Genomic DNA, 23,846 nt, shown 5'->3' on the forward strand with positions numbered 1-23,846 from the left:
GTCGTCGGTTCACCACCCCCGGCCGGGGCAGGAACCGGACGCCTCGAACGCCGGGCCGGAAGGAACGCGATGCTGCCGGGAACGTCCACGAACGCGACGGTGCTCGACTCCGCCACCCGGGACCGGACCCGCGTCCTGCTGCTGTTCGGCCTCTCCGGGCGGCTCCGCCCCCGCGACACCTCCCTAGGCGCCCTCGTCGACCGCTTCGACTACGGCCGCTTCGCCTCCCACCTCATGACCGGCCAGGACGTGCCGCACTGGCCTTGCTTCCCTTCGTCGTCCTCGTCGTGATCGGCCACGTCCTGCTCAGACGGGTCCGTACCCGCTCCGGCCGGCTGCTGCCCACGCCCGACGACGACTTCGTCCCCGTACCGCCTCCCCGCTCGCCCTCCGGGAACCGACGACCATGACGCCACACCCCGCCGTCTCCGCCCACCGGGGCGGCTCCGAGCGAGCCGTCCCCGCCACCTGGGAGGCGTACGAGGACGCGATCGCCTCCGGTGCGGAGTACGTCGAGTTCGACATCCGCCGCACCGGGGACGGCGTCCTCGTCGTCCACCACGCCCCCCGGGTCGGTCCCGCCGGGCCGCCGCTGTCCCTGCTCACACACGCCGAGCTGTGCGAGCGGGCCGGATACGCCGTGCCCGTGGTGGACGAGGTCATGGCGCTGATCGCCGGGAAACTCGTGGCCCACCTCGACCTCAAGGAGGTCGGTTACGAGCAGGAGGTGATCGACCGGGCGGTCGCCCTGCTCGGCACGGACGGGCTCGTCGTGACCACGCTGGAGGACCGTTCCGTCGCCGCCGTCACCCGGGGCTTCCCCGGCGTGCGCACCGCCCTGTCCCTGGGGCGGGACCGTCGGGAACTCGCCCTGTCCCGGCTGCCCGCGACCCGGCTGAGTGAGCTGTTCCCGGCCCGCCGCATCAGGGCCTGCGGGGCGCACGGCGTCGCCGTGCACCAGCGGCTGGCCAGGACCAACGTGCTGCGCGAGGCGACCCGGCACGGCCTGTTCACCATGGTCTGGACCGTCAACGACGACACCCTCATGCGGGCTTTCCTCGCTCACCCGCGCGTCGACGTGCTCGTCACCGACCGGCCCCGGCGGGCCGTGGCGCTGCGTGGCCCGATCACCCCATCGCGGCATTGACAACAGCGCACTCAAGTTTTGTGCTGGAGTGTGTGGAGAGTCGTCGCCCTGGCGGAAGGGGACAGCGATGGGACGAGCGGTCGGAGTCGACCTCGGAACCACGAACTCGGTGGTCGCCGTGCTGGAAGCCGGCGAGTCAACCGTCATCGCCAACGCGGAGGGGGCCCGGACCACCCCCTCGGTCGTGGCGTTCGCCAAGAACGGCGAGGTGCTGGTCGGAGAGGTGGCCAAACGGCAGGCCGTGACGAACGTGGAGCGCACCGCCCGCTCGGTGAAGCGGCACATGGGCGACGCGCACTGGCGCTTCCCCGACACCGGCGACGTGGACGGCACCCGCTACCGTGCACAGGAGCTGTCCGCGCGGGTGCTGCAGAAGCTCAAGCGGGACGCGGAGTCCTACCTCGGCGAGGACGTCACCGACGCCGTGATCACCGTCCCCGCCTACTTCGACGACACCCAGCGGCAGGCCACCAAGGAGGCCGGTGAGATCGCGGGCCTGAAGGTACTGCGCATCATCAACGAGCCTACGGCCGCGGCCCTCGCCTACGGCCTGGACAAGGAGAACGACCAGACGGTCCTCGTCTTCGACCTCGGCGGCGGCACCTTCGACGTGTCGCTGCTGGAGATGGGCGAGGGCGTCATCGAGGTGAAGGCCACCAACGGCGACACGCACCTCGGCGGCGACGACTGGGACCAGCGGATCGTCGAGTACCTGATCAAGCGCTTCAAGGGACAGACCGGCGTCGACCTCGCGGGCGACAAGATGGCGGTGCAGCGGCTGCGCGAGGGCGCCGAGCGGGCCAAGATCGAGCTGTCCAGCTCGACCGAGACGACCATCAACCTGCCCTACATCACGGCCTCCGCCGAAGGGCCCCTGCACCTCGACGAGAAGCTGACCCGGGCCCAGTTCCAGGAGCTCACCGCCGATCTGCTCGACCGCTGCAAGGCCCCGTTCCACCAGGCGGTCAAGGACGCCGGCGTGAAGCTCTCGGCGATCGACCACGTGATCCTCGTCGGCGGCTCGACCCGGATGCCCGCGGTGACCGACCTGGTCAAGGAACTGACCGGGAAGGACCCGCACAAGGGCGTCAACCCCGACGAGGTCGTGGCCGTGGGGGCGGCGCTCCAGGCGGGCGTCATCCGCGGCGACGTCAAGGACGTGCTGCTGCTCGACGTCACCCCGCTGTCCCTGGGCATCGAGACCAAGGGCGGCATCATGACGAAGCTCATCGAACGCAACACGACGATCCCCACCCGGCGCTCGGAGATCTTCACCACCGCCGCCGACAACCAGCCCTCGGTCGGCATCCAGGTCTACCAGGGCGAACGGGAGATCGCGGCGTACAACAAGAAGCTCGGCGTCTTCGACCTGACGGGCCTGCCGCCGGCGCCGCGCGGGGTACCGCAGATCGAGGTGGCATTCGACATCGACGCCAACGGCATCATGCACGTCTCCGCCAAGGACATGGCGACCGGCCGCGAACAGAAGATGACCGTCACCGGCGGCTCGGCCCTGCCCAAGGACGACATCGACCGCATGATGCGCGAGGCCGAGCAGTACGCCGAGGAGGACCGGGAGCGCCGCGAGGCCGCCGAGACCCGCAACCAGGCCGAGCAACTCGTCTACCAGACCGAGAACTTCCTCCGCGAGAACGGCGACCGGGTCCCGGCCGACACGAAGTCCGAGGTCGAGTCGGCCCTCGCCGAGGTGAAGGAGCGCCTGGAACAGCAGGCGGACACCGCCGCCCTGCGCGCCGCCGTCGAGAAACTCGCCTCCGTCAGCCAGAAGATGGGCCAGGCGATGTACGCCCAGGCCCAGCAGACCCCCACCGAGGATTCTCCCGGCACCGCGCAGGACGAGGAGGGCGTGGTCGACGCGGAGATCGTGGACGAGGAGAAGAACGACCGGGACACGAAGGGGGGCGCCGCCTAGTAGTGCTTCGTTGCTCCGGTGAGCTCATCTGGGGGGGATCTTCCTCGTATGACTCCGGGGGAGGTGCGGAAGTCAGCGTGCGTGCGGCCACCGACACAGGGTTCTGCTCGCTGTTCCTGCCCAGGAGTGGGCGCCGGACCGGCAGCGGCGTCGGCGGGTTCAGGCGCCCGACGTGGTCGGGTGTGCGTCCAGAACCCGCTTGGCTCTGGGGCTGCTGGACCGGCTGGCCGACAACCGCTCAGGAAGCGGCGGGCGCGGAGGGCGAGGCTGGCGAGTCCGCAGCGGCTGCCGGCGAAGAGTTGTCGCGGCGCGCACGCCGCGCGGAGGGGGGCCCTGGCAACCGTGTCTCGAGGAGCCGGCGTCCTCGTGCCCACGGCATAGGGCCCGGTCGTAGCGGGGCCGTCACCTCTTCACACGGTTGCGGAATGCCAGAAGAGTCAGGGCCAGCAGGACGGGCTCGACGATGCGGGAGACGATCTCGATGTACGTCCCCCGTGTCGTCAGTCTCTCCCCCGAGGAGCGGAAGGCCACCGAGTTGACGGTCACCTGCACCGCTTTGTCGAACCGTTCCCCGTTCCATCGCTCAAGCAACGAGCCGCCCGGATTGACGGGATCGGGAGTATCCGTGGTGGCAGTGAACCTCCCGCCGCTGACCGCGCCGGTGGTCTGCGCCTTGGAGGAGTCTTGGGGCACGCCCCACAGCACCAGCAGCAAGGTGGTGATCGCCATCGCGGCTACGAGGCATGTCCCTGCCCGCAGCGCGCGCAGCCCATATCCGGACACGGCCCAGTACACGTGCAGCAGAGCACGCTCTGCCCACGAGCGGCCTCGATCGTGCCGGCGCATCTCCATCTCGCCGTAGTAGAAGTCGGCGGCGTCCGGTTCGTTCTTGTTGTCCTCGAAGGACTTGCGCAGCTGGCGGTAGACGGGGGCCAGAGTGGCCGGGCTCGGTGCTTGTCTCCCCGCAGGGGCCGCCTGCCAGCCCGTCGCTCCCTGCGCGGTCCGCCAGTGGTGCTCTTCGGCGAGGGTGTAGCGAGACGTCCAGACGGTCGGACGCCAGCCCTTGCGCTGCAGCTTGGCAGGAGGAAGGGCCAAGTGGCAGTTGCCCTCCAGCCGTAGCTGGTCCAAGTGGACAGTGCCGATGAACCCGCAGTGTCGCAGATCGACATTGCTGAGGGTCAGGTGGGCCGCATCGGTCCCGCTGAGCGAGGAAACCGCTACACGGGGGTCACATCCGGCAAGTTTCGATTCGTCTGCGCCGCTGAATGCAGCATCGTGGCCGGAAACGCTCAACGGGTATTCGAAGACCGAGTTGGTCAGGTCGACGGTGGCGTAGCGCAGCTGCAGGACCGCTCTTGCTTCCCAGCGGGTTCCCCGGCACTGAAAGGTCTGCGCAGCTGCGGAGACGATCACCGGGGAGGCGAACACGGCGCTTTTGAGATTGAGTGAGCCGCCGCACACGACGGGACCGAACGACTCCGTCCGTTCAAAGGACGCCTTATCGAAATGCGCATGTTCCTCGAACTCCGTCCCCACGAACCGTGTATGGGCGGCGAAAGAGGCACGGGTGAAACGCGCTCCGCAGCCGAACGCGGTCTTGCCGAAGTCGGCCGTGGCGACGAACTTCACCTTTTTGAAGTCCGCGTTGTCGCCGAAACGGGCGTTCTTGAAGCGCGTGCTGCCGCCGAACGAGGTCCGCGTGAAGCGCGCACCAGACTGGAACTCGGCATCATCGAACCAGGCGCCGGCTTCGAAGTCGGCCTTGTGGAAATCTGCGTCTGCGCCGAACCGGGTGCTTCGAAAGTCGGCGGCCTTACCTTCCTTGCCTTCCCATCGGGCCTGTGCGAAATGCGCGTCATCACCGAAATGGGCCCCATTGAAGCGGGTTTCGCAATGGAAATGCGTCTCGTCAAACCAAGCTCCGCGGAAGGTGGCGTTGGTGAAGTCCACCGGCCCTGTGAACACCGCTTCGGTGAACCTGGCCGACGTTAACCGCAGTGTGCCACCGTCCGGTTCCCTCACCGCGGCCAGCAAGCGTTGTAGCAGCTCTGCGGTGAACTCGGTGCCGCGGTGATCTACTGAGCTTCCAGGGCCGAGTTGGGCGAAGTAGGCGACGCGGTTGTTCTCGTCCATGTGTGCGAGGCAGGCGCCGGAGCCCGCTACCTCGCGGCCTCGGCACGTGGCCGATCCATCCGTCGACCGGCCACATCGCGGCCAAACCGTAGTCAGTTCAGGGGGCGAAGAGGTCGGTGATGCCATGATCAGCGGACCATACCCCATTCGGACAAGGTCGGTAAGGGACGGCGCCGTTGTCGGCCTGCCGAGTGGTGCCGCTTGTGTGCCCCACGCAGTTCAGGTCGTCAATCCGTCCAAGCCGGTGGCGCTCGACGACCAGGACGGGGACTGGAACCTGTCCTGGTCCGGTGGAGCACTCCCGACACCACCCGCTGAGGCCACCCGGAGCGTGACCTCCCGAAGGACCGTGCGGTGATCGTCCGCGAGTACGGGCCGGGGCGGACGCGTCAGCGGGTGCGGCCGGCGGGTCAAACGGGCACTGGATCGGCGTCGACATCTGCACGCCTCCTGTCCGCGACGCGGCTGGCCGGAAGCTATGTCGATCTCGAATTCGACCTGGCCAGGCTTGCGGACGGCACCGTCCTGCTCGTGGACGAGGAGGAGTTCGAGCAGGCCATCACAGAGTGCCCGCTCCCCGCGGAGGCGATCACCGGCCCGTGCCGAGGTGGCCTCGTTGCGGGCCGCCTGGCCGATGTCGCGGAGCCCGTGGTCGCCGCGGGCCGGCAGTGGCTGGGACGCTGCCGAACTCGTCGGTGCCCAGCACCCGGGCGTCCCACTCGGTCGCGAGCCGAGGTGCGTCCCCTCACGGCAGGGCCCACGTGAGCTTCTGAACCCGGATGCGCGACCCGGTTCCCTCACCTGTCCCGGTCACCGGAGAAAGCCCCTTTCCGCACTCCATCCGTCGGCGGTGTCTGCCTGCAGCTGCCGCAATCCAGCAGTAGCCACCTGGTCGAATCCGTCCAGGAATTACTCGTCGCCACATCACGCTTCGATCCGCCGTCCCTCCGGAACGGCCGCAACCCTTAGCACTCCGAAAACCCTTTCTGAGATGTCAGTGCCCCCTGTTAGCCTCCAGCGGCTCGTGTGACCGGCGGGCCGAGGGAAGTTCACAGGGGAGGGACAGTTGGACGCACTGAAGAGATCCGGCGGGCACAGACTGCTGGCGGTGGGGTGTGCGGTGGCGGCCGTGATGACGACCGGCACCGGCGTGGCTCAGGCCGCGGACAACCTGCCGCCGAAGCAGCCGCTCGTCCAGGACCTGGAGACGGGGTACAAGGAGTGCGCGGCGGGGGACCAGAGGGTGTACGTCTCCGGGCCGCCCGTCCTGAGCGCGGTCCTGTACGACCCGGAGGAGGACAACCACCCTGCCGAGGCCAACCTGGTCAAAGGCGAGTTCGAGGCGTGGTGGACGGACGCCGACGGGGTGGAACAGCGCATCACGCACACGAGGTTCGCGACGCTCTCGGGCAGTCCGCAGCGGTGGCACATGCCGGAGGGCTCCGTCCCGCCCAACACCGTCATCTCCTGGCGGGTCCGTGCGAACGACGGCAAGGCGACCTCCCCCTGGAGCTCCGAGGGTGACGGCTCCGTCTGCGAGTTCGTCTACGACGACGAGAATCCGGAGAAGGCGACGATCTCCTCGCCCGAATACCCGGAGAACGTGTTCTGGGTGGACGGAGTGGGCGTCTACGGCCACTTCACGATGGACTCGCCTTCCGACGACGTCGTGTCGTACACGTACGGCTTCATCGGCGGCCCCTACGGAACCGTCCGCCCCGAGCGGCCGGGCGGGCCTGCCACCATCCCCTTCCTGCCCCTCGACTCGGGCCCCGAGAGCCTGACCGTCCGGGCCACCGACCGGGCCGGACGCAGCAGCGGCCAGTCGTCGTACGACTTCCTGGTGAAGTCCGGCCGCGCGCCCGTGGCCCACTGGCCCCTGGCCGACGCGAAGGGAGCCACGTCCGCCGACGCCGAGGCGGGCACCGACGCGGCCGCCGGCCCCGGCGTCACCTTCGGCGCCCCGGCGCCCGCGGGTACGAAGCTCACCGCCACGGCGGCCCTGGACGGCAGCAGCCACGGCTACCTCACCCCGGACGTCCCGGCCGTCGGCGACCCCCGCAAGAGTTTCGCGGTCAGTGCCTGGGCACGCCCGGCCGAGACCGGCCGGAACATGACCGTCGCCGGCCAGGACGCCGGGGAGTTCGCCGCGTTCGCCCTCGGTCTCAACGCCCGGGGCCAGTCCCCGGACTGGTCGTTCACCGTCGGCGGCGCAACCGTGTCGGGCGGTGCTCCGGAGACCGGCGAATGGGCCCACCTGCTGGGCGTGTACGACGCCGAGACGGGCAAGGCGCAGCTGTACGTCAATGGCGACGAGGTCGGCAACCGGGCCGAGGCCACGCCCGCCGCCTCCGCCGGCGCCTTCCAGATCGGCCGGGTCCGCGACGGAAACGGCTACCACGACCGCTGGCACGGCGAGCTGGGCGGCGTCAGGGTCCACGACCGGGTGGTCGTGCCGGACGAGGCTGCCGAACTGGCGCACCGCGAGCCGTCGTCGCGTGGGCGCTGGTCTCTGGAGACGGCCCAGGACGGCGCGAGCCCCGAGCTGAACGGCGGCGCACCCCTGAAGCTGGCGCCCGGTGCGACGATCCACCGCGGCCCGGACGGCTCGTGCCTCCCGGAGCTCGACCCGGACTGCCCCGCGGTGCCCTACGCGCTCGTCGGCGACGGGCATCTGTCCCTGGACGGCAGGTCCGGCCACGCGGTGGCCGAGGGGCCTGTCGTGGACACCTCGGACAGTTTCACCATCGGCGTGGTCGCACGCCTGGCGGACACGGAGCCCGAGGGCCCCATGACGGTGCTGTCGCTGCCCGGTGAGCACACCGACGTCTTCAAGCTGCGCTACCAGCCCGCACAGCACGCCTGGCAGCTGGTGATGCCGCACAAGGACGAGCGGGGTGCTCCCGAAACGGTGGTGGCCCAGTCGGAGATGGCGGACGGCGGCGAGGGCGTCGGCCACCGGCTCGCCGTCGTCTACGACGACGCCACCGACAAGATCAAGCTCTACCTCGACGGCAGGGCAGGAACGGACGCGACCGCGGATCTCCCGAACGGGTGGCGAGGCTCCGGCCCGCTTCAGATCGGCCGGGGCCGGACCGGTGACGCGTGGGGCGAGTACCTGCACGGTGACGTGGACGAGGTGCAGGCGTTCGCGGGTGCCTTTGCCGACGACGACGTCTGGCGGCTGGGCACGGGCACGTAGCCGTGCCTGTGCCGACCTGGTCGGCGGCCTCCTAGAGCGCGGTGTGCGCGGGCGGCAGCGTCGCGCACACCGCGTCCAGGACGGTCGCGTACGGGGTACCGAAGTCGGTGAGCCTGGATCTGAGCCGGTCGAGGCCGTCGCGGTGCTCCGTCAGCAGTCCGTCGCTGCCCGTACGGGCCGCCAGTTCGAGGACCGCCGGCAGGAAGTCCGGCGGCTCCTCGCCGGTGGTTTCCAGGCCGTGCGCGCGGTACATCTCCTCCGACGGCGCCGGGGCGGCCTCGCGCCAGGCGCTCAGATACAGGCTGTGGTCCTGCCCGGCCTCGAACACCTCGACGTAGTGCGCGGCCAGTTCCCCCGGCGGGGTGATGGCCGCGTGGTCGGCGAACTCCCGCAGCTGCGGGGCGGCTTCGCGCAACAGCGGCAGCCGGGTGCGGAAGTCGTCGTCGGGGTACATCAGGCACAGCGCGGCCGCCTGGTACAGCACCTCGAATCCGGGCATCGGACCTCCTCCGCGAGCGCTTGCCTGCCCGCCCCGTCATCCCGACGCTAGGGGCGTGCCGGGAAGCACACCCGCCGACGGCGCCCGTACGGGTCAGAACCGGTCCCATGACGTCGGGCGGGAGGCGAGCGGCTCAGTAACGCTCGCGGTACTCCCGCAGCAGTTCCTCCGTGCGCTGTGCGGAGCCCGCCCGGGCCGTCATGTGGTCCAGCACCTCCAGATGCGCGGAGACCTCCTTGCGGGAGTCCAGGTACAGCGCGCCGGTCAGGTACTCGGTGAAGACCATGTCGGGCAGCTCGGGCTCGGCGAAGCGGAACAGCGAGAACGGCGCGTACGTACCCGGATGGGGGCCGTCCGCGAACTCGGCGATCTGGAGGGTGACCCGGTCGCGCCCGGCGTACTCCAGCAGCTTGTCCAGCTGGTCGCGCATCACCCGGCCGTCCGCGCTCACCGGGCGGCGCAGCACCGTCTCGTCCATGATGACCCACAGGTGCGGCGGGTTCGGGCGGTCCAGGAGCCGCTGCCGCTCCATGCGCAGCGACACATGGCGGTCCACGGCGTCCGGCCCGGCGTTCGCGATGGTGCCGGTCTGCAGCACGGCCCGCGCGTACCCCTCGGTCTGCAGCAGCCCCGGCACGAAGTGCGGCTCGTACGACCGGATGATCCGGGCCGCGCCCTCCAGGCTCACGTACATGCTGAACCACTCCGGCAGCACGTCGTGGAACCGCTGCCACCAGCCCGGCCGGTTCGCCTCCTCCGCGAGGTCGACGAAGGCGGCGATCTCGTCCTCGGCCGCCCCGTACGCCGTCAGCAGGATCTGTACGTACGGGATCTTCAGCGCGACATCGGCGGTCTCCATCCGCCGGACCGTCGCCGGGGCGACCCGCAGCACCTTCGCGGCCTCGTCACGACCGAGGCCCGCGGCCTCACGCAGCTCCTGCAACCGCTTGCCCAGGACCACCTGGCCCACGGTGGGTGCGGCCCGCCGTTCACTCACGCCACGCCTCCCCAACGTGCCCAAGCCTGCGATCAGTCTGTCACGGTCGGTCGTCGGCATGACAGGGCCGGGAGCGAGAAGATCGCCGGAAGCGGAGGAGCGGCGCGGGCATTACCCCGCGGGTAATCGACCGGATGCAACCCGAAAGGGATCGTGAAGGTACCGGTTCCCGGGCCGGCGCACTCCGGCCCGGGAACCGGTACCGGCCGCCGCACCACGACCGTCAGGGCAGGTGTGCCTGGAGGTACTTGACCGTCGCCGGGTCGGCCGGGAGCAGCGTCTCTATGGCCAGCTCGGCGACCGTCACGTCCATCGGCGTGTTGAACGTGGCGATCGAGGAGATGAACGACAGCGTCCGTCCCCCGTGCTCGATCCGCAGCGGCAGCGCGAAGTACGGAACCGGCTCCGACGGCTCGTCCACCGGATCCGCCCCGGGCGCCGGATACGCCGCCACCTCCTCGTACAGCGCCCGCAGCGGCTCCGAGCGGTGCAGCGCGATCTGCCGCTCCATCTGCTCCAGCAGATGCCCCCGCCAGGCGCGCAGATTGCGGATGCGGGGCGCGAGACCCCGCGGGTGCAGGGCCAGCCGCATCGCGTTCAGCGGTGGTTCGAGCAGCGACTCGCAGACACCGTCGACCAGCGTCATGACCCCTCGGTTGGCGGCCACGACGTTGTACAGCGCGTCCACCACCAGCGCCGGATACGGCTCATAGCCGCTGATCAGCCGCTCGATGCCCGCCCGCAGCGCGCCCAGCGCCGGGTCGTCCAGCGGGGTCTCCGGGTAGCGCGGGGCGTAACCGGCCGCCAGCAGCAGCGCGTTGCGCTCCCGCACGGGCACGTCGAGATGCTCGGCCAGCCGCAGCACCATCTCCTCGCTGGGCCTGGAGCGGCCCGTCTCGACGAAGCTGATGTGCCGGGCCGAGGAGTCCGCGCGCAGGGCCAGCTCCAGCTGGCTGACCCGCCGCTGCTCCCGCCAGGCCCGCAGCAGCGGGCCCACGCCCCGCTCGGCGGAGGACGGGTGAGTGGTCATGCCGGGACCGTAGTCGAGAACCGGTCGCTCCGGACAGCCGCACCCTTGTGACCAGGGCCCCGGCCGCCCCGCTGTGGCAGGCTGAGAGGACACCGAGGACACCGCAGTCCGGGAAGGAGCGCAGCCCATGCCCGTCGAACCGCTGTCCCAGAAGGAGGTCGAGGACCGGCTGGCCGAGCTGCCGGGCTGGTCGCTCGACAAGGACCGCCTCATCCGCTCCTACCGGCTCGGCTCGCACTTCGCGGCGACGGCGATGGTCGTGCACATCGCCCAGGTCCAGGAGGAACTGAACCACCACTCCGACCTCACGCTCGGCTACAACACCGTCTCCCTGGCCGTACACACGCACAGCGCGGGCGGCGCCGTCACCGAGAAGGACTTCGAGCTCGCCCGCAGGGTGGAGGACCTCGCCCCCGGGCACGGGGCACACTGACCGGGTGCTCGACTACGACAAGGAAGCGGAGCGCTACGACGCCTCGCGCGGCGGCGAGCCCCGGGCGGCCGCCGCCGCACAGGCCGTGCTGAGCCTCGTGCCGCCGGACACGCGCAGCCTGCTCGACGTCGCCTGCGGCACCGGCATCGTGACCCGCCGGCTCGCCGCCGCCCGCGGCCGCATGCGGGTGACCGGCGTCGACCTCGCCGCCGCGATGGCCCGGCAGGCCTCCACCCGCCTCCCCGGTGCCGTCGTACGGGCCGACAGCCGTCGGCTGCCCTTCCGGGACGGGCAGTTCGACGCCGTGTGCAGCGTGTGGCTCCTGCACCTGACGTCCGGGCCCGCCGAGGTGCGGGCCATCGTCGGCGAATGCGCCCGGGTGCTGCGGCCCGGCGGGGTCTACGTGACCACGGTAGACAAGGCCGCCTCCCACAACGTGGGCAGTGACATCGATGTCGTCCTGTCCTCCCGGCCGCTCAGCCCGGTCCGGGACGCGGCGGCGGACGTCGAGTCCTGCGCCGTCGCCCACGGCCTGGTCCCGGCGGGGCAGGCCCGTTTCACCGGTCACGGCCAGGGCCGCAGCCCTCGCCGTACCATCGCCGACCTGCGCCGGGGCTGGTTCGTCACCCTGCCGCCGGGCGACCCGCTCGCCGACGGATTCGCCACCCGCCTCGCGCACCTCCCCGACCAGGACCGGCCCCGCCCCGACCCGGTGTTCAGCCTGCGCTCGTTCCGGAAGGCCGGGTGAACTCCATGATCCAGTTGGTCAGCCAGGTGTCCCCGCCGTCCACTGAGAACGCCTGCTCCCAGCGGGCCGACGCGGCGGAGACGCCCGACCAGACGAACCGGACCCGCACGTCCTCGCCGTCATAGGTGTCGTCGCCGTGGAACTCGCCGCGTCCGCCCTCGAAGCGGCCGAAGACCGGTGGGAACAGGGTTCCGCTGACGCTGGAGGCCCAGTTCAGCGACCAACGCTCGGTGACCGGGTCGAAGAGCCGCAGGGTCGCGCCCTTCGCGGACAGCAGCGGCATGTCGACCTCGTCGATGTTCGCGGCCCCGTCGAACAGCGGCCGGCAGCGGCTGGTCCCCGGGAACTCCTCCCAATCGCTGTCCGGGGCGAGGAAAGCGGTGCGGCGCCGATGGCGGACCTCCCAGTCACCGTGGAAGAAGTCGAAGTCGTGCGGGCTGCTCATGCGCGGTCTCCTGTGGTTCCTTCGGGAAGGGAGTCGGCCAAGTAGGCCTTGAGGTCCGGGACTTCGGGTGCGAGCAGGTGCCGCACCCAGGCGTCCCGCTCGTGCAGGATCGGCGGCAGCTCCCAGACGCAGCCGATCCACGGTAGCCCGGGAGTGATGAAGTGGGCCGGATCGCGGTCCGGGCAGCCCAGCACGGGCTGACCCGCCGCCGCCCCCTTGAAGTGCAGGACGTTGTCCCACACCCAGCTGTACGCGTTCAGATAGGCGCCGTCGTCACCGCCCCGGTGCAGGACGACGAAGGTCGCCGGGGGAGTACCGTCCGGCTCCGGCAGCAGCTCCGGCAGGACCGCGTACGCCGCCTTCTCCACCTCGGGTTCGATCCCCGCCGGGTCGGAGGTGACGTGGTAGCGCTTGATGTGGCGTCCGGCCACCTCGACGGGTGGGGGCACGGTCAGCAGTTTCTCGGTGAAGCCCATGAAGGGGGACGCTAGGGCCGCTTCACTGACATCCTGTGTCAGTGAAGTCCAGTCGGCTCGTCTCGATCCTCCTGCTGCTCCAGACCCGTGGCCGGATGACCGCCGCCCAGCTCGCAGAGGAGCTGGAGGTGTCGGTGCGCACGGTCTACCGGGACGTCGAGGCGCTGAGCGCGGCCGGTGTCCCGCTGTACGCCGACGCGGGCCACTCCGGCGGCTACCGCCTGCTGGACGGCTACCGCACCCGCCTCACGGGGCTGAACACCGACGAGGCCGAGGCGCTCTTCCTCGCCGGTGCCCCCGGTGCCGCCGCAGAGCTGGGTTTGGGTTCCGTCCTGGCCGCCGCCCAGCTCAAGGTCCGGGCCGCGCTGCCGCCCGAACTGCGCCCGCACGCCGACCGGATCAGCAGCCGCTTCCACCTCGACGCACCCGGCTGGTACGCCGACGCCGACGAGACGCCGTACCTCCCGGCCGTGGCCGACGCGGTCTGGAACCGCCGTGCCGTGAACATCCTGTACCGCCGCTGGCGTGAGCCCACCGACGTGGAGCGCCGCCTGGAGCCGTACGGGCTCGTCCTCAAGGCGGGCCGCTGGTACGTCGTCGCGGGCCCGGGCCCCCGCACCTACCGGGTCGACCAGATCCTGCGACTGGACGCCACCGGCGAGGAGTTCAGCCCACCCGGCGACTTCGACCTGGCCGTCCACTGGACGGCGTACCAGCGCGACTTCCACCACCGGCTCCGAGCGGCCCGGGCCGTGGTCCGGCTGGCGCCGGGTGTGCCCCTCCCCGGCCCGGCGCGGACCGACGCACATGTGGAGGAGGACGGCTGGACCCGTGTCACCGTCGCCATCGAGTCCGTCGACCGCGCCCACGCCGATTTCCTGCGCCTGGGCAGCGGCATCGAGGTGCTCGAACCCCTGGAACTGCGTGAGCGGATCGCCCGGACGGCGGCCGAGCTGGTGGAACGGTACGGCAGCCCCCTGCCTAGCTGAAGCCGCCGCTGAAGTCGCTGTTGAGCTGGGCGGAGCAGATGTTGTAATCCCCCTGCGCCCGGCCTGACTTGGTCTTGCCGTCGATGGTGATCGAGCACTGGATGTCGCCGCCGCCCAGGAGCTGCGCGGTCACCTGGTAGTAGAGGGCGTCGTCCTTGACGGTCAGGGTCTTCTTCATGGGCAGGCCCTTGCCCTGGAGGTTGGTGCCGTCGTTGCCGTAGGTGATGTCGACGCCGGAGGGGGCGGAGCCCCACACCTTGAACACCGCCTTGCCCTCGGCACCGGTGTCGGCGGCCTCGGCGTCCTCCGCGGTGTCCGCCTTGGGCTTGGCCTTGGCCTTGGCCTTGGCGGTAGCGGTCTTGGTGACGGTCACCGTGGGCGCCGGTTCCGCCTCGTCGGCGGCCCGGGCCTTCTCGGTGACGGTGACGGTCGGGCGGGGCGCGGCGGCGGTCTTCTCGCCGTCACCGCCGTTCCCGGCGGAGCCGATGCCCGCGCCGACGAGGAGGATGACGGCGACCGCGGGGATCAGGACGCGCTTGCGGGCCCAGGACGGCCGGGGAGCCGGCGGAGAGGGGTGCGGCGGGAAGCCGGGCGGCGGCGGAGGCTGGGTGTACGACATGGACCCCCCTGGGGTGTTTCGTGGGAGGTGAGCGTAACGGGAAGTGTGAAGAAAGTGTGAGTAGTGTGCGGGCAAGGTGATCAGTTCGTGATCGGTCCTGACATGCGGAGAGGGCGCATACCGTTTCCGGCACACGCCCTCGGATCGCCCGGTCAGGCAGTCGTGCAGGTCTGCCCGCCCAGTTTGAACGCGGCCGGTTTCGTGTTCGTGCCCGACCAGTTCGCCGTGAAGCCGAAGCTCACCGACGATCCCGCCGCCACGTTCGCGTTCCAGCCGACGTTCTTCGCCCTGACCGCCGAACCCGACTGTGACGCCTCGGCGTTCCAGGCCTGGGTGAGCTTCTGACCGTCCGGGAAGGCCCAGCTCAGGGACCAGCCGTTCCAGGTGCTCGTACCGGTGTTGGCGAGCTGGACGTCCGCCTGGAAGCCGCCCGCCCACTGGCTGGTGACCTTGTACGTCACCTTGCAGGCGCCCGTCGGGTCCGGGCCCGGCCCCGGGTCGGTCGTGCCGCCGCCGGAGCTGTCGCCGTAGAGGACGCCCCGGCCGTTCGTGGAGACGTAGACACGGCCGTACACGCGCGGGTCGCCGGTGATCGCCGCGCCCGTCCAGCCCCACTGGTGGGCGTCGTCGTTGATGCGCGTCCAGCTCGCGCCCTTGTCGGTGGAGCGGAAGATGCCGCGCACGCCGCCGATCTTCGCGCTGGTGTAGAGGGTCTGGTAGGAGGCGCCGGGTGCCGCCTTGCCGAAGCCGACGGTGTCGGCCTGCTCGACGTTCGGCAGCTTGGTGAAGCTCGCCCCGCCGTCCTTGGAGTGCCACAGGCCGTAGGCGCCGTCCGTCCCGCCACCGGCCAGCCAGACGTCGCCCTTCCCGCCCGGCAGAGCCTTGAAGCGGACGCTGTCACCGCTCGGCAGCCCCGTGGCCGGTGATGCCGTGAAGGTCGCCCCGCTGTCCGTACTGACGTAGAACTTCCCGGACTTGAAGCCGTAGAAGGTCTTCGCATCGACGCGGTCCGCCTCGACGATCGCCCCGGCGGGGATCCCTCCGGAGGCCTGCCACGACGTGCCGAAGCCCGTCGTGTGATGTACGCCGGCACCCTCGGGGCTCCACACGAACCGGCTGCCGTCGGCCGCCGCCGCGACCGTGCCGCCGCCGCTCACGCCCGAAGGGTCGGTCCCGGCGAACCAGTTGGCGCCGTTGTCCGTCGAGAACGCGATGTGCGGCCCCGAGTCCAGGCTGCCCACCCGTACCACCGTGTCGGGCTTCGACTCGGCGAAGTCCAGGCTCGTGGTCGTCGTGAAGTTCGGCTGGGTGAACATCATCGACGGCACCTTCGTCAGGTCCGTGTGGCGGAAGCCGCCGATGTCGCCGAGCGCGCTCAGCAGCGGGGCGCCGGACGGGGGAGAGGCGAGGTCGTTGACCGCCGTCTCCTCCAGGCCCTGCACCATCGGTTCGATGGCGAACTTGCTTCCGCTGTCCCAGTTCGTGAGGTTCTCCGTGCCGTAGATCGTCGCACCCGTGCCGTACATCATCCGGTTCGAGTTGAACGGGTCGATCTCCAGGGCCTCGGTCATCCAGCCCAGCTTCGGCGTCTGCTCGGGCGGTTGCGGGTTCGCGCCCCAGGTCAGCCACGGCGAGGACGAGACGTCCATCGTGTAGCGGTTCTCGCGGTTCGGATACGACGTGTAGTCCCACGCCCTGGTCCAGGTCGCGCCGCTGTCCGTGGAGCGGAAGATCTGCGTGTCGGGCCACCAGGCGCTGTACGCGGTCGCCATGACCGTGCCCGGCTTCTGCCGGTCCACCGTCAGCCCGCTGAAACCGTAGAAGGTGTCGGCCTGCGCCACCGGGCTGATGTTCGTCCACGCCCCGGTCCCGGTCGCGTACCGCCACAGCTGGCCCTTGCCGCCGTCGTACGGGCCGCCCTTGTCGCTGTACGGGAGATAGAGGTAGCCGTTCTTCGCGTCCAGGACGCCCTTGTGGGCGAGGTACTCCGTGGGCTGTCCGGGCAGCCGCTGCCAGGTCGCGCCCGCGTCCGTCGACCGGTACACCGCGTTGTCCTTGTCGGCGACCCCGACGTAGATCGTCTTCGTGGCGTTCCCGGCGGTGCCCGTGGACTCGTCGAAGGTGACCCAGACGATGCCCTGGTTGTCGGACGCGTAGCCGGAGGTGTCGCTCGGGTCCTGGGCGTAGTTGCCGACGTTCGGGAAGTTCGCCACCTGCGACCAGGTCACGCCCGAGTCAGTGGACCGCCACAGCCCCTTGCCGCTGGGCGCGCCCAGGTACAGCACGCTGTTCCGGTTCGGGTCGATCGCCAGCCGCTCGCCCATGCCCCGCCCCGGCATGTTGCCGCCCAGCTTGAACGGCAGGTCGGTCTTCCGCCAGCTCGCGCCCCGGTCGGAGGAGCGCATCACCGCACCGTTCTTCGGGTCCCAGCTGTTCGTGTACGTCCCGACCGCCGCGTACACCCGGTTCGGATCGACGGAGTCGGACGCGATGCTGACGACGCCCGTGTGCCCCCAGTCCTCCCACCCGACCGAGTCCAGCAGCGGCGTCCAGGTCCTGGAGGACTCCTGCCAGCGGTACGCCCCGCCGATGTCCGTGCGGGCGTAGGCCAGGTTCTTCTCGGAGCGGTTGAAGACGATGCCGGGGACGAACCCGCCCCCGTCGATCCGGGCGTTCTTCCAGGTGTACGTGTCCGCGGCGAGCTTCGTCGCCGGGGGATCTGCGGCCAGGGCGGTGGGGGCGCCCGACAGCAGTCCGGCCGCCAGCGCCAGCACGGCCGTGAGGATACGGGTTCTTCGCACGGCGGGGGGTCCTTCCGTGAGGGGGGATGTGCGAGGGCCGGGCGGCCCCCAGTGCGGGTGGGGACCGCCCGGCCGGTCGGCCTCGTCGTCAGGTGACGAGACCACGAACGCGGAGCTTCGGACGCTCCTGTGTCTTGGGGGCGCGGGGCTGCGTCGATATGCGGCTACGCCGCGCGGGCGCGACCAGCCACAACGGACCCGCAGTCGACCACGGCCCCACGGAGCGCCCGGCGGGGGCTATTCGAGAAGCTCCGCGTACGAACCCATGGCCAAGGCGATGTCCGCCTGAGCCCAGAACCGGTGATACGTGAACGACGGCACCGCACCGCCGGCGAGATAACTCTCGATCTTCGACCAGGCCGGGTCGTCCTCGTAGAAGGACCGGATCGAGTCGAACGTCGACGACGAGTTGATCGCGTCACCGTTCGGCATCGTGCCCGTCCAGCCGCTCGGAATGTGCACCGGGTCGTCGAACCGGTTGTAGTCGGCCCGGTTCTCCGGAACGGCGATCCCGAGATCGGTCTGGTGGTTCGCCCACATGCCGTCCAGCAGCTTCTTCGCCGCCGCCGCTGCCTCCGTGTCACCGGAGCGGTCCGCGTAGTACGTCAGGGTCTTGGCGTACGCGGCCGCCACACCGACGTCGTTGGTGTAGTCGGCGACGGTGACATGCAGCCCGCTGTTCGCGCCGGGGCTCGACGCGTTCCAGGTGTCGGGCTGGCCCGACCACTGCAGCGTCGACGGGATGCGGAACGTGCCGTCCGGGTTGAACGTGGTCTTGGACAGCGCCCAGTCGACCCACTTGTCGAGGACCGTCTTGGCCTGCGCGTTCCCCGTCTGCTGGTACAGCTCGGCGACCCGCTCCATGGACCACGCCTGGAAGCCGAACCACTGGTTGGACGGCGGGTCGTGGTACACCGGCTTCTCGTCGTAGTACATGCCGTAGAACGTCGACTTGCCCGAAGGCGGGGTCGCGTACCGGCCTGCCCAGCTGTTGGTCGCGCCGCCCGCGATGGCGCCCTCGTCCGACTGCAGCCAGCGGTAGAACTCCAGCTGCCGGTCCATGGACTTGGCCCAGTCCGCCGCGCCCGTCGCCGACTTCGGCTTCAGCGGGGCGTAGTTGGCGAGCGCGTAGGCGGCCAGGGGGTTCTGGTAGCCGCCGTGGGCGTGGCTGGAGCCGATGCGCCAGGACCAGCCGGCATTCGTGTCCGTGGCGCCGCCCCAGGCGTAGTACCAGGACATCAGGTAGAACGAGGCGTCCTTGCCGGTGCCCGCCGGGCAGGCCGCGGGCCCGACGCAGTTGCCGACCTTCTTGAAGTACTTGTCGAACATCGAGTAGCGCAGGTAGTCGCCCATCTTCGCGGCCTTGCCGACCGCCGCGGAGACGGCCGAGCCCTTGCCCTGCTCCTTCGCCCACAGGTCCGCCCAGTAGGCGGCCTGCACGGCCCGCGCGTCGGCGTCCGGCGCATTGGTGAACTTCCACTGCTTGGCGTAGGAGGCGTCAGCGGTGAACAGGTCCAGATAGCCGTTCTTGCCGCCGTACTTGAACGCGTCGCAGGTCGGCTGCGGCACCGTCTCCCACACCGACTCCTGCGCGCCGCGCTGGAAGGTGTTGATGTACGACGGGCCGGTGTCCGACGGACCCGCCTCGCACTTGCCGGGCGAGTTGCCGTAGCCGTAGACGTTGTCCACGTCCTGCAGCCAGTGCATGCCGTAGACGTCGTCCGTGCCGTACGCGCTCTTCAGCTCGGCCGCGATCGGGTCGCGGCCGACCGAGACACCGGTGTCGAGCTTGGCCGGGTACTCGTTCGGCGTGTCCAGCTCGGGCGCGTAGGTGGCCGGCTTGGCGGGGTTGTAGAAGGAGTTGGTCGGCTGGTCGGCGCGGGTGGGGATCATGTACTTCTCCATGAGGTCCCACGCGCCGTTGAACTTCGACCAGTCACCCGTCACCTTGCCGTACATGGCCTGGAGCCACAGGAGGTAGCTGTACGCCTCCGAGGTGGTCTCGTGGCCGTGGTCCGGCGCCTCGACGATCAGCGTCTCGACCGAGTGGTAGGGGATGCCCTCGCGGGAGAAGTAGCCGTTCGCCGGGTTGGTGATCTTCCCGTAGAGCTCCAGGAAGCGGGCGTCGTACACCTTCGACGCCGCCAGCTGCGTGACGGTGACCGAGGCCTTGGCGTGGCCCGCGGCCGTCGACTCGAAGACGGCGGATCCGGTACCCGAGTTCGCGGCCGCGACGGTCACCTTCTGCGCGGTGTTCCAGTTCTGCGGCGTGAAGGTCAGCGAGGCGCCGGCCGAGACCGACAGCCCCGAGTTGCCGCTCGCCCGGGCCGAGGTCACCGTCACGTTGGACGACGGCTGCTTGGACAGCTTCACCTCGTAGGTGCCCGACTTGCCTGACTGGACGCCCAGTTGGAGCGGCGAGGCGACGACGGTCGGGCCGGAGGCGACGGTGATGCCGACCGGGGTGGAGTCCGCGGAGGCACCCATGCTGTCGTAGGCCTTCGCCACCAGGGAATGACTGCCCACGGCCAGGTCGGAGACGGACAGCGCGTAGGGCGCGCTCGTGTCCGTGCCCAGCAGCTTGGTGTCGTCGTAGAACTCCACCTTGCTGATCGTGGCGTTGTCCGCGGCGGCCGCGGTGGCCGCCAGCGGCACCGCCTGGCCCTGGGTGTAGACGGCGCCCGCGCTGGGGCTGGTCAGCACGGCGATCGGCGGCTGGTGCGCGCCGGTGCAGGGCGTGCCGTTGACCGAGAAGGACGTCGGCGCGGTGTTGCCGCCGCTGTAGGAGAACTGGGCACCGGTGGAGACGGCGGCGCCCGCCGCGACCCGCGCGTTGTGGGAGGCGTTCTTCACGGTGATGTTCTGGCCGGACTGCGACCAGGTACCGTTCCAGCCGTTGCCCAGCTTCTGGTTGCCGGAGTAGGCGTAGGTCAGCGTCCAGCCGTCGATGACGTCCGTGCCGCGGTTGGTGAGGGTGAGGTCCACCGTGAAACCGGAGCCCCAGTCGTTCGTCTTGTAGTCGACACTGCACTGAAGTGCCGCCGCCTGCGCGGGAGTCGACCCTGTGGAGAGCATCGTCAACGGAAGGGTGAGAGCTGCTAGTGCGGCGGTCCACAGACGCCGCACGGCTCTCCGCCTCCGGGGTGGGGGATGCATGGTGCTGGTTCCTCCTTGCGGCTCGGAGAAGTCAAGGCTTGAACCAGTGGGAGCGCTCCCATAGTGCGGATGCGTCAGGTACCGGTCAAGGTTCTCGAAGAGTCGAAAAGATTCGACGCCGGGAGTTGAGCGAAAGTCAGTGACTCCCCTGTTCTTTGCCGACACTTGGCGCTACCTTCCTTGGCACCAGTGGGAGCGGTTCCATCAGTCGACGCGTCCGTCACGACGCACCCGACCTGCAAGGAGTCGCTCATGCGACACCCCTCGCGTTCAGTACTTTTAGCCGCCGCACACGCGGTCGTCCCCGGCTGCGCGAGTGCCGGTGCCGGGTTCCTCATGTCCTTGTCGGAGCGCGCCCTGAACGGCTGACACCCCCACCACCGAAAGGGAATCCCGCACTCATGAGCCGTACGAGAACAGCGTTACTGGCCGCCATGGCCCTGGTCGCCGGAGCGACCGGAACAGCCTTCGCCGTCGACCCGGACGGTACCGGCGTCGCCGCCGTCCCCTGCACCGTCGACTACAAGATCCAAAACCAGTGGAGCACCGGCTTCACCGCCGCCGTGACCATCACCAACAACAGCGCCGCCAAGTCGTCCTGGTCGCTGAAGTGGTCGTACGCCGGGGACCAGAAGGTCACCAGCGGCTGGAACGCCAAGCTGAGTCAGAGCGGTGCCGCCGTCACAGCCGCCAACGAGACGTACAACGCCCAGCTGGCCACCGGTGCTTCGGTGAGCTTCGGCTTCCAGGGCAGCTACAGCGGCAGCAACGCGGTCCCGGCCACGTTCACTCTCGACGGCGTGACCTGCAACGTCGACGACGGCGGCCCCGGCGGCCCCACGGATCCGCCGGACCCGGGCGGGCCGTCCACCCGGGTGAACAACCCCTACGAGGGCGCCAAGGTGTACGTGAACCCGGAGTGGTCCGCGAACGCCGCCGCCGAGCCGGGCGGCAGCCGGGTCGCCAACCAGCCGACCGGAGTCTGGCTGGACCGGATCGCGGCCATCAACGGCGCGGGCGGAAAGATGGGTCTGCGCGACCACCTCGACGAGGCGCTGCGCCAGAAGGGCTCCGGCGAGCTCGTCGTCCAGTTCGTCATCTACAACCTGCCCGGCCGGGACTGCTCCGCCCTCGCCTCCAACGGCGAGCTGAAGGCCGACGAGATCGGCCGCTACAAGACCGAGTACATCGATCCCATCAAGGCCATCCTCGCCGACCCGAAGTACGCCTCGCTGCGGATCGTCACCACGGTCGAGATCGACTCGCTCCCCAACCTCGTCACCAACACCGGCAGCCGCCCGACGGCCGTCCCGCAGTGCGACGTGATGAAGGCCAACGGCAACTACGTCAAGGGCGTCGGCTACGCGCTGAACAAGCTCGGCGACGTGCCGAACGTCTACAACTACGTCGACGCCGGGCACCACGGCTGGATCGGCTGGGACGACAACTTCGGCCCCACCGCCACCATCATGAAGGAGGCGGCGACCGCCGAGGGCGCCACGGTGAACGACGTCCACGGCTTCATCACCAACACGGCGAACTACAGCGCCCTGAAGGAGAACAACTTCACGATCAACGACACCGTGGCCGGCAAGTCCGTCCGCGAGTCGAAGTGGGTCGACTGGAACCGCTACCTCGACGAGCTGTCCTACGCCCAGGCCTTCCGCAACCAGCTGGTGTCGGCGGGCTTCGGCTCGAACATCGGCATGCTGATCGACACCTCCCGCAACGGTTGGGGCGGCACCGCACGGCCCACCGGGCCGGGCGCGACGACCAGCATCGACACCTACGTCGACGGCGGGCGATACGACCGTCGCTTCAACGCCGGCAACTGGTGCAACCAGTCCGGAGCCGGACTCGGCGAGCGCCCGAAGGCCGCCCCGGCCGCGGGGATCGACGCGTACGTGTGGATGAAGCCGCCGGGCGAGTCCGACGGGGCGAGCAAGCTGATCCCGAACGACGAGGGCAAGGGCTTCGACCGCATGTGCGACCCGACCTACACGGGCAACCCGCGCAACAACAACAACATGTCCGGTGCCCTGCCGGACGCGCCGCTGTCCGGGAAGTGGTTCTCCGCCCAGTTCCGGCAGTTGATGCAGAACGCGTACCCGCCGCTGTCCTGATCCGTCTCCGCTGATCCGCCGGGGCCCGCGCCCCGGCGGATTTTGCGGGACCGGCAACAGCAGTGGCCTCCGTCCGGTGCGTCGGCGCACGCTGACCGCATCCGAGCGAGAGGCTGACCACCATGGGGCACCACCACCACGACCACGAGCGGGGCCACGGCCCTCAGCACGGCCACACGGACCTCGACTGGGCCGAGATGGGCCCGATGCTGGAGTCCTCGGCGGAACTGTTCGCGTCCCTGTACGAACGGGCGCTGGGCTGGCTGGCGCAGGAGGTGACCGAGCCAGGGCTGATCGTCGACGCGGGCAGCGGGCCGGGCGTGGTGTCGTGCCTGTTCGCGGAGGTGTTCCCGGGCGCGCGGATCGTGGCCGTGGACGGCTCCGAAGCGCTGCTGGAGCGGGCCCGGGCGCGGGCCGGGCGGCAGGGCGTCGCCGACCGTTTCGGCACGCTCGCCGGTGATCTGCCCGAGGTGCTCGGCGAACTGGACTACCCCGCCGATCTGCTCTGGGCGAGCCGCAGCCTGCACCACCTGGGCGACCAGCGGGCCGCGCTGGCCGCCTTCGCTCAGCGCCTTGCGCCGGGCGGCACGCTGGCCCTCATGGAGGGCGGTCTGCCGCTGCGGTTCCTGCCGCGCGACATCGGGATCGGCAGGCCCGGTCTCCAGGCGCGGATCGACGCGGTGGAGGCGGAGTGGTTCAGCCGGATGCGCACCGACCTGCCCGGGCACGTGGCCGAGACGGAGCACTGGCCGGCCATGCTGGCCGCCGCGGGACTCAAGCACACGAGGACGCACAGCTTCCTGCTCGATCTCCCGGCGCCGGCCTCGGACCGGGCGCGTGCGTATGTCGTGGCGTCGCTGTCGCACATGCGCGACAAGCTCGCCGAGGGGCTCGACGCCGAGGATCTCGCGACCGTCGACCGTCTGCTCGACCCCGACGACGAGGCGAGCCTGCACCGCCGCCCGGACGTGTTCGTCCTGGAGGCCCACACCGTGCACACGGCGGTCCGGCCCGCGTAGCGGCCGCGGAGCCGGCACCCTCGAGGCAGCTGATGACCCGGTGCTCGCGCTTCATGTCGTGCGCGGTGGCCAGGACATGGCCGAGCGGCGGCCGTC

Annotated in this window: 19 protein-coding genes and 1 pseudogene; 11 read left to right on the plus strand and 9 right to left on the minus strand. The window is 70.2% G+C overall.

The window, feature by feature from the left end; genetic code table 11:
• From ABT116_RS23320 to dnaK, 3 genes and pseudogenes are all read left to right on the plus strand, one after another.
• Positions 1-291 (plus strand): annotated as a pseudogene (locus tag ABT116_RS23320) (hypothetical protein); the annotation flags it as partial.
• Positions 292-406: 115 nt separating this feature from the next.
• Positions 407-1,147 (plus strand): glycerophosphodiester phosphodiesterase family protein, encoded by a 741-nt coding sequence (locus ABT116_RS23325; protein ID WP_351637096.1) that lies wholly within the window; start codon positions 407-409, stop codon positions 1,145-1,147.
• A gap of 67 nt (positions 1,148-1,214) precedes the next feature.
• The gene (gene dnaK / locus ABT116_RS23330) at positions 1,215-3,080 is read left to right on the plus strand and encodes a molecular chaperone DnaK (protein ID WP_351637100.1); all 1,866 of its coding nucleotides are present in this window, start codon (positions 1,215-1,217) and stop codon (positions 3,078-3,080) included.
• Between the two features lie 402 nt (positions 3,081-3,482).
• Here dnaK and ABT116_RS23335 read toward each other — a convergent pair whose 3' ends face one another.
• Positions 3,483-5,213: a pentapeptide repeat-containing protein gene (locus ABT116_RS23335; protein WP_351637103.1), complete on the minus strand. Its 1,731-nt coding sequence runs from the start codon at positions 5,211-5,213 to the stop codon at positions 3,483-3,485.
• 205 nt (positions 5,214-5,418) lie between these two features.
• On the opposite strand from ABT116_RS23335, the gene ABT116_RS23340 reads away from it, so the two are divergent.
• The 3 genes from ABT116_RS23340 (at position 5,419) to ABT116_RS23345 (ending at position 8,415) form a co-directional block, all read left to right on the plus strand.
• Entirely contained in the window at positions 5,419-5,571 is a 153-nt protein-coding gene (locus ABT116_RS23340) for a hypothetical protein (protein WP_351637105.1), read from the plus strand.
• Positions 5,572-5,609: 38 nt separating this feature from the next.
• Complete coding sequence (locus ABT116_RS50910; RefSeq protein ID WP_502983918.1) at positions 5,610-5,978, plus strand: DUF402 domain-containing protein; 369 nt, start codon at positions 5,610-5,612, stop codon at positions 5,976-5,978.
• 367 nt (positions 5,979-6,345) lie between these two features.
• Positions 6,346-8,415 (plus strand): laminin G domain-containing protein, encoded by a 2,070-nt coding sequence (locus tag ABT116_RS23345; RefSeq protein WP_351637139.1) that lies wholly within the window; start codon positions 6,346-6,348, stop codon positions 8,413-8,415.
• Between the two features lie 31 nt (positions 8,416-8,446).
• Here ABT116_RS23345 and ABT116_RS23350 read toward each other — a convergent pair whose 3' ends face one another.
• From ABT116_RS23350 to ABT116_RS23360, 3 genes are all read right to left on the minus strand, one after another.
• Complete coding sequence (locus ABT116_RS23350; protein WP_351637108.1) at positions 8,447-8,914, minus strand: nitrate reductase molybdenum cofactor assembly chaperone; 468 nt, start codon at positions 8,912-8,914, stop codon at positions 8,447-8,449.
• Positions 8,915-9,047: 133 nt separating this feature from the next.
• Entirely contained in the window at positions 9,048-9,911 is an 864-nt protein-coding gene (locus ABT116_RS23355) for a Sco1979 family transcriptional regulator (protein ID WP_351637111.1), read from the minus strand.
• 223 nt (positions 9,912-10,134) lie between these two features.
• Positions 10,135-10,941 (minus strand): helix-turn-helix domain-containing protein, encoded by an 807-nt coding sequence (locus tag ABT116_RS23360; protein ID WP_351637114.1) that lies wholly within the window; start codon positions 10,939-10,941, stop codon positions 10,135-10,137.
• Positions 10,942-11,068: 127 nt separating this feature from the next.
• Between ABT116_RS23360 and ABT116_RS23365 the strand changes: the two genes are divergently transcribed.
• Both ABT116_RS23365 and ABT116_RS23370 read left to right on the plus strand, forming a co-directional pair.
• On the plus strand, positions 11,069-11,374 hold the full coding sequence (locus ABT116_RS23365; RefSeq protein WP_351637116.1) for a 4a-hydroxytetrahydrobiopterin dehydratase: 306 nt from the start codon (positions 11,069-11,071) through the stop codon (positions 11,372-11,374).
• Positions 11,375-11,378: 4 nt separating this feature from the next.
• Positions 11,379-12,122, plus strand: coding sequence for a class I SAM-dependent methyltransferase (locus ABT116_RS23370; RefSeq protein WP_351637118.1), 744 nt, complete (start codon positions 11,379-11,381; stop codon positions 12,120-12,122).
• Here the strand turns inward: ABT116_RS23370 and ABT116_RS23375 are convergent.
• Together ABT116_RS23375 and ABT116_RS23380 are read right to left on the minus strand one after the other, a co-directional pair.
• Complete coding sequence (locus ABT116_RS23375; protein ID WP_351637121.1) at positions 12,091-12,567, minus strand: hypothetical protein; 477 nt, start codon at positions 12,565-12,567, stop codon at positions 12,091-12,093. The two genes, ABT116_RS23370 and ABT116_RS23375, sit on opposite strands and share 32 nt — an antisense overlap.
• Positions 12,564-13,043, minus strand: coding sequence for a hypothetical protein (locus tag ABT116_RS23380; RefSeq protein ID WP_351637123.1), 480 nt, complete (start codon positions 13,041-13,043; stop codon positions 12,564-12,566). The genes ABT116_RS23375 and ABT116_RS23380 overlap by 4 nt, the downstream gene beginning before the upstream one ends.
• A gap of 41 nt (positions 13,044-13,084) precedes the next feature.
• On the opposite strand from ABT116_RS23380, the gene ABT116_RS23385 reads away from it, so the two are divergent.
• On the plus strand, positions 13,085-14,032 hold the full coding sequence (locus ABT116_RS23385) for a helix-turn-helix transcriptional regulator (protein WP_351637125.1): 948 nt from the start codon (positions 13,085-13,087) through the stop codon (positions 14,030-14,032).
• On the opposite strand, the gene ABT116_RS23390 is transcribed toward ABT116_RS23385, so the two are convergent.
• The 3 genes from ABT116_RS23390 to ABT116_RS23400 form a co-directional block, all read right to left on the minus strand.
• Positions 14,025-14,651: an MmpS family transport accessory protein gene (locus tag ABT116_RS23390; RefSeq protein ID WP_351637128.1), complete on the minus strand. Its 627-nt coding sequence runs from the start codon at positions 14,649-14,651 to the stop codon at positions 14,025-14,027. The genes ABT116_RS23385 and ABT116_RS23390 overlap by 8 nt on opposite strands.
• Positions 14,652-14,803: 152 nt before the next feature.
• Entirely contained in the window at positions 14,804-17,452 is a 2,649-nt protein-coding gene (locus tag ABT116_RS23395) for a cellulose binding domain-containing protein (protein ID WP_351637131.1), read from the minus strand.
• A 237-nt stretch (positions 17,453-17,689) separates the two neighbouring features.
• Complete coding sequence (locus ABT116_RS23400) at positions 17,690-20,608, minus strand: glycoside hydrolase family 48 protein (protein ID WP_351637134.1); 2,919 nt, start codon at positions 20,606-20,608, stop codon at positions 17,690-17,692.
• Positions 20,609-21,009: 401 nt separating this feature from the next.
• Between ABT116_RS23400 and ABT116_RS23405 the strand changes: the two genes are divergently transcribed.
• Positions 21,010-22,731, plus strand: a complete 1,722-nt coding sequence (locus ABT116_RS23405; RefSeq protein WP_351637136.1) for a glycoside hydrolase family 6 protein — start codon at positions 21,010-21,012, stop codon at positions 22,729-22,731.
• Between the two features lie 122 nt (positions 22,732-22,853).
• Positions 22,854-23,750, plus strand: a complete 897-nt coding sequence (locus ABT116_RS23410; protein ID WP_351637138.1) for a class I SAM-dependent methyltransferase — start codon at positions 22,854-22,856, stop codon at positions 23,748-23,750.
• The last annotated feature ends 96 nt before the right edge of the window (positions 23,751-23,846 follow it).

The organism is Streptomyces sp. NPDC002130, assembly GCF_040296465.1.
Lineage (GTDB): Bacteria > Actinomycetota > Actinomycetes > Streptomycetales > Streptomycetaceae > Streptomyces.

Excerpts from the sequence above, each read along its gene's own strand:
- ABT116_RS23400 (WP_351637134.1), bottom strand. The coding sequence starts at position 20,608 with ATGCATCCCCCACCCCGGAGGCGGAGAGCCGTGCGGCGTCTGTGGACC.
- ABT116_RS23360 (WP_351637114.1), bottom strand. The coding sequence starts at position 10,941 with ATGACCACTCACCCGTCCTCCGCCGAGCGGGGCGTGGGCCCGCTGCTG.
- ABT116_RS23410 (WP_351637138.1), top strand. The coding sequence starts at position 22,854 with ATGGGGCACCACCACCACGACCACGAGCGGGGCCACGGCCCTCAGCAC.
- ABT116_RS23345 (WP_351637139.1), top strand. The coding sequence starts at position 6,346 with ATGACGACCGGCACCGGCGTGGCTCAGGCCGCGGACAACCTGCCGCCG.
- ABT116_RS23405 (WP_351637136.1), top strand. The coding sequence starts at position 21,010 with ATGAGCCGTACGAGAACAGCGTTACTGGCCGCCATGGCCCTGGTCGCC.
- ABT116_RS23375 (WP_351637121.1), bottom strand. The coding sequence starts at position 12,567 with ATGAGCAGCCCGCACGACTTCGACTTCTTCCACGGTGACTGGGAGGTC.
- ABT116_RS23350 (WP_351637108.1), bottom strand. The coding sequence starts at position 8,914 with ATGCCCGGATTCGAGGTGCTGTACCAGGCGGCCGCGCTGTGCCTGATG.
- ABT116_RS23325 (WP_351637096.1), top strand. The coding sequence starts at position 407 with ATGACGCCACACCCCGCCGTCTCCGCCCACCGGGGCGGCTCCGAGCGA.
- ABT116_RS23380 (WP_351637123.1), bottom strand. The coding sequence starts at position 13,043 with ATGGGCTTCACCGAGAAACTGCTGACCGTGCCCCCACCCGTCGAGGTG.
- dnaK (WP_351637100.1), top strand. The coding sequence starts at position 1,215 with ATGGGACGAGCGGTCGGAGTCGACCTCGGAACCACGAACTCGGTGGTC.
- ABT116_RS23335 (WP_351637103.1), bottom strand. The coding sequence starts at position 5,213 with ATGGACGAGAACAACCGCGTCGCCTACTTCGCCCAACTCGGCCCTGGA.
- ABT116_RS23365 (WP_351637116.1), top strand. The coding sequence starts at position 11,069 with ATGCCCGTCGAACCGCTGTCCCAGAAGGAGGTCGAGGACCGGCTGGCC.
- ABT116_RS23390 (WP_351637128.1), bottom strand. The coding sequence starts at position 14,651 with ATGTCGTACACCCAGCCTCCGCCGCCGCCCGGCTTCCCGCCGCACCCC.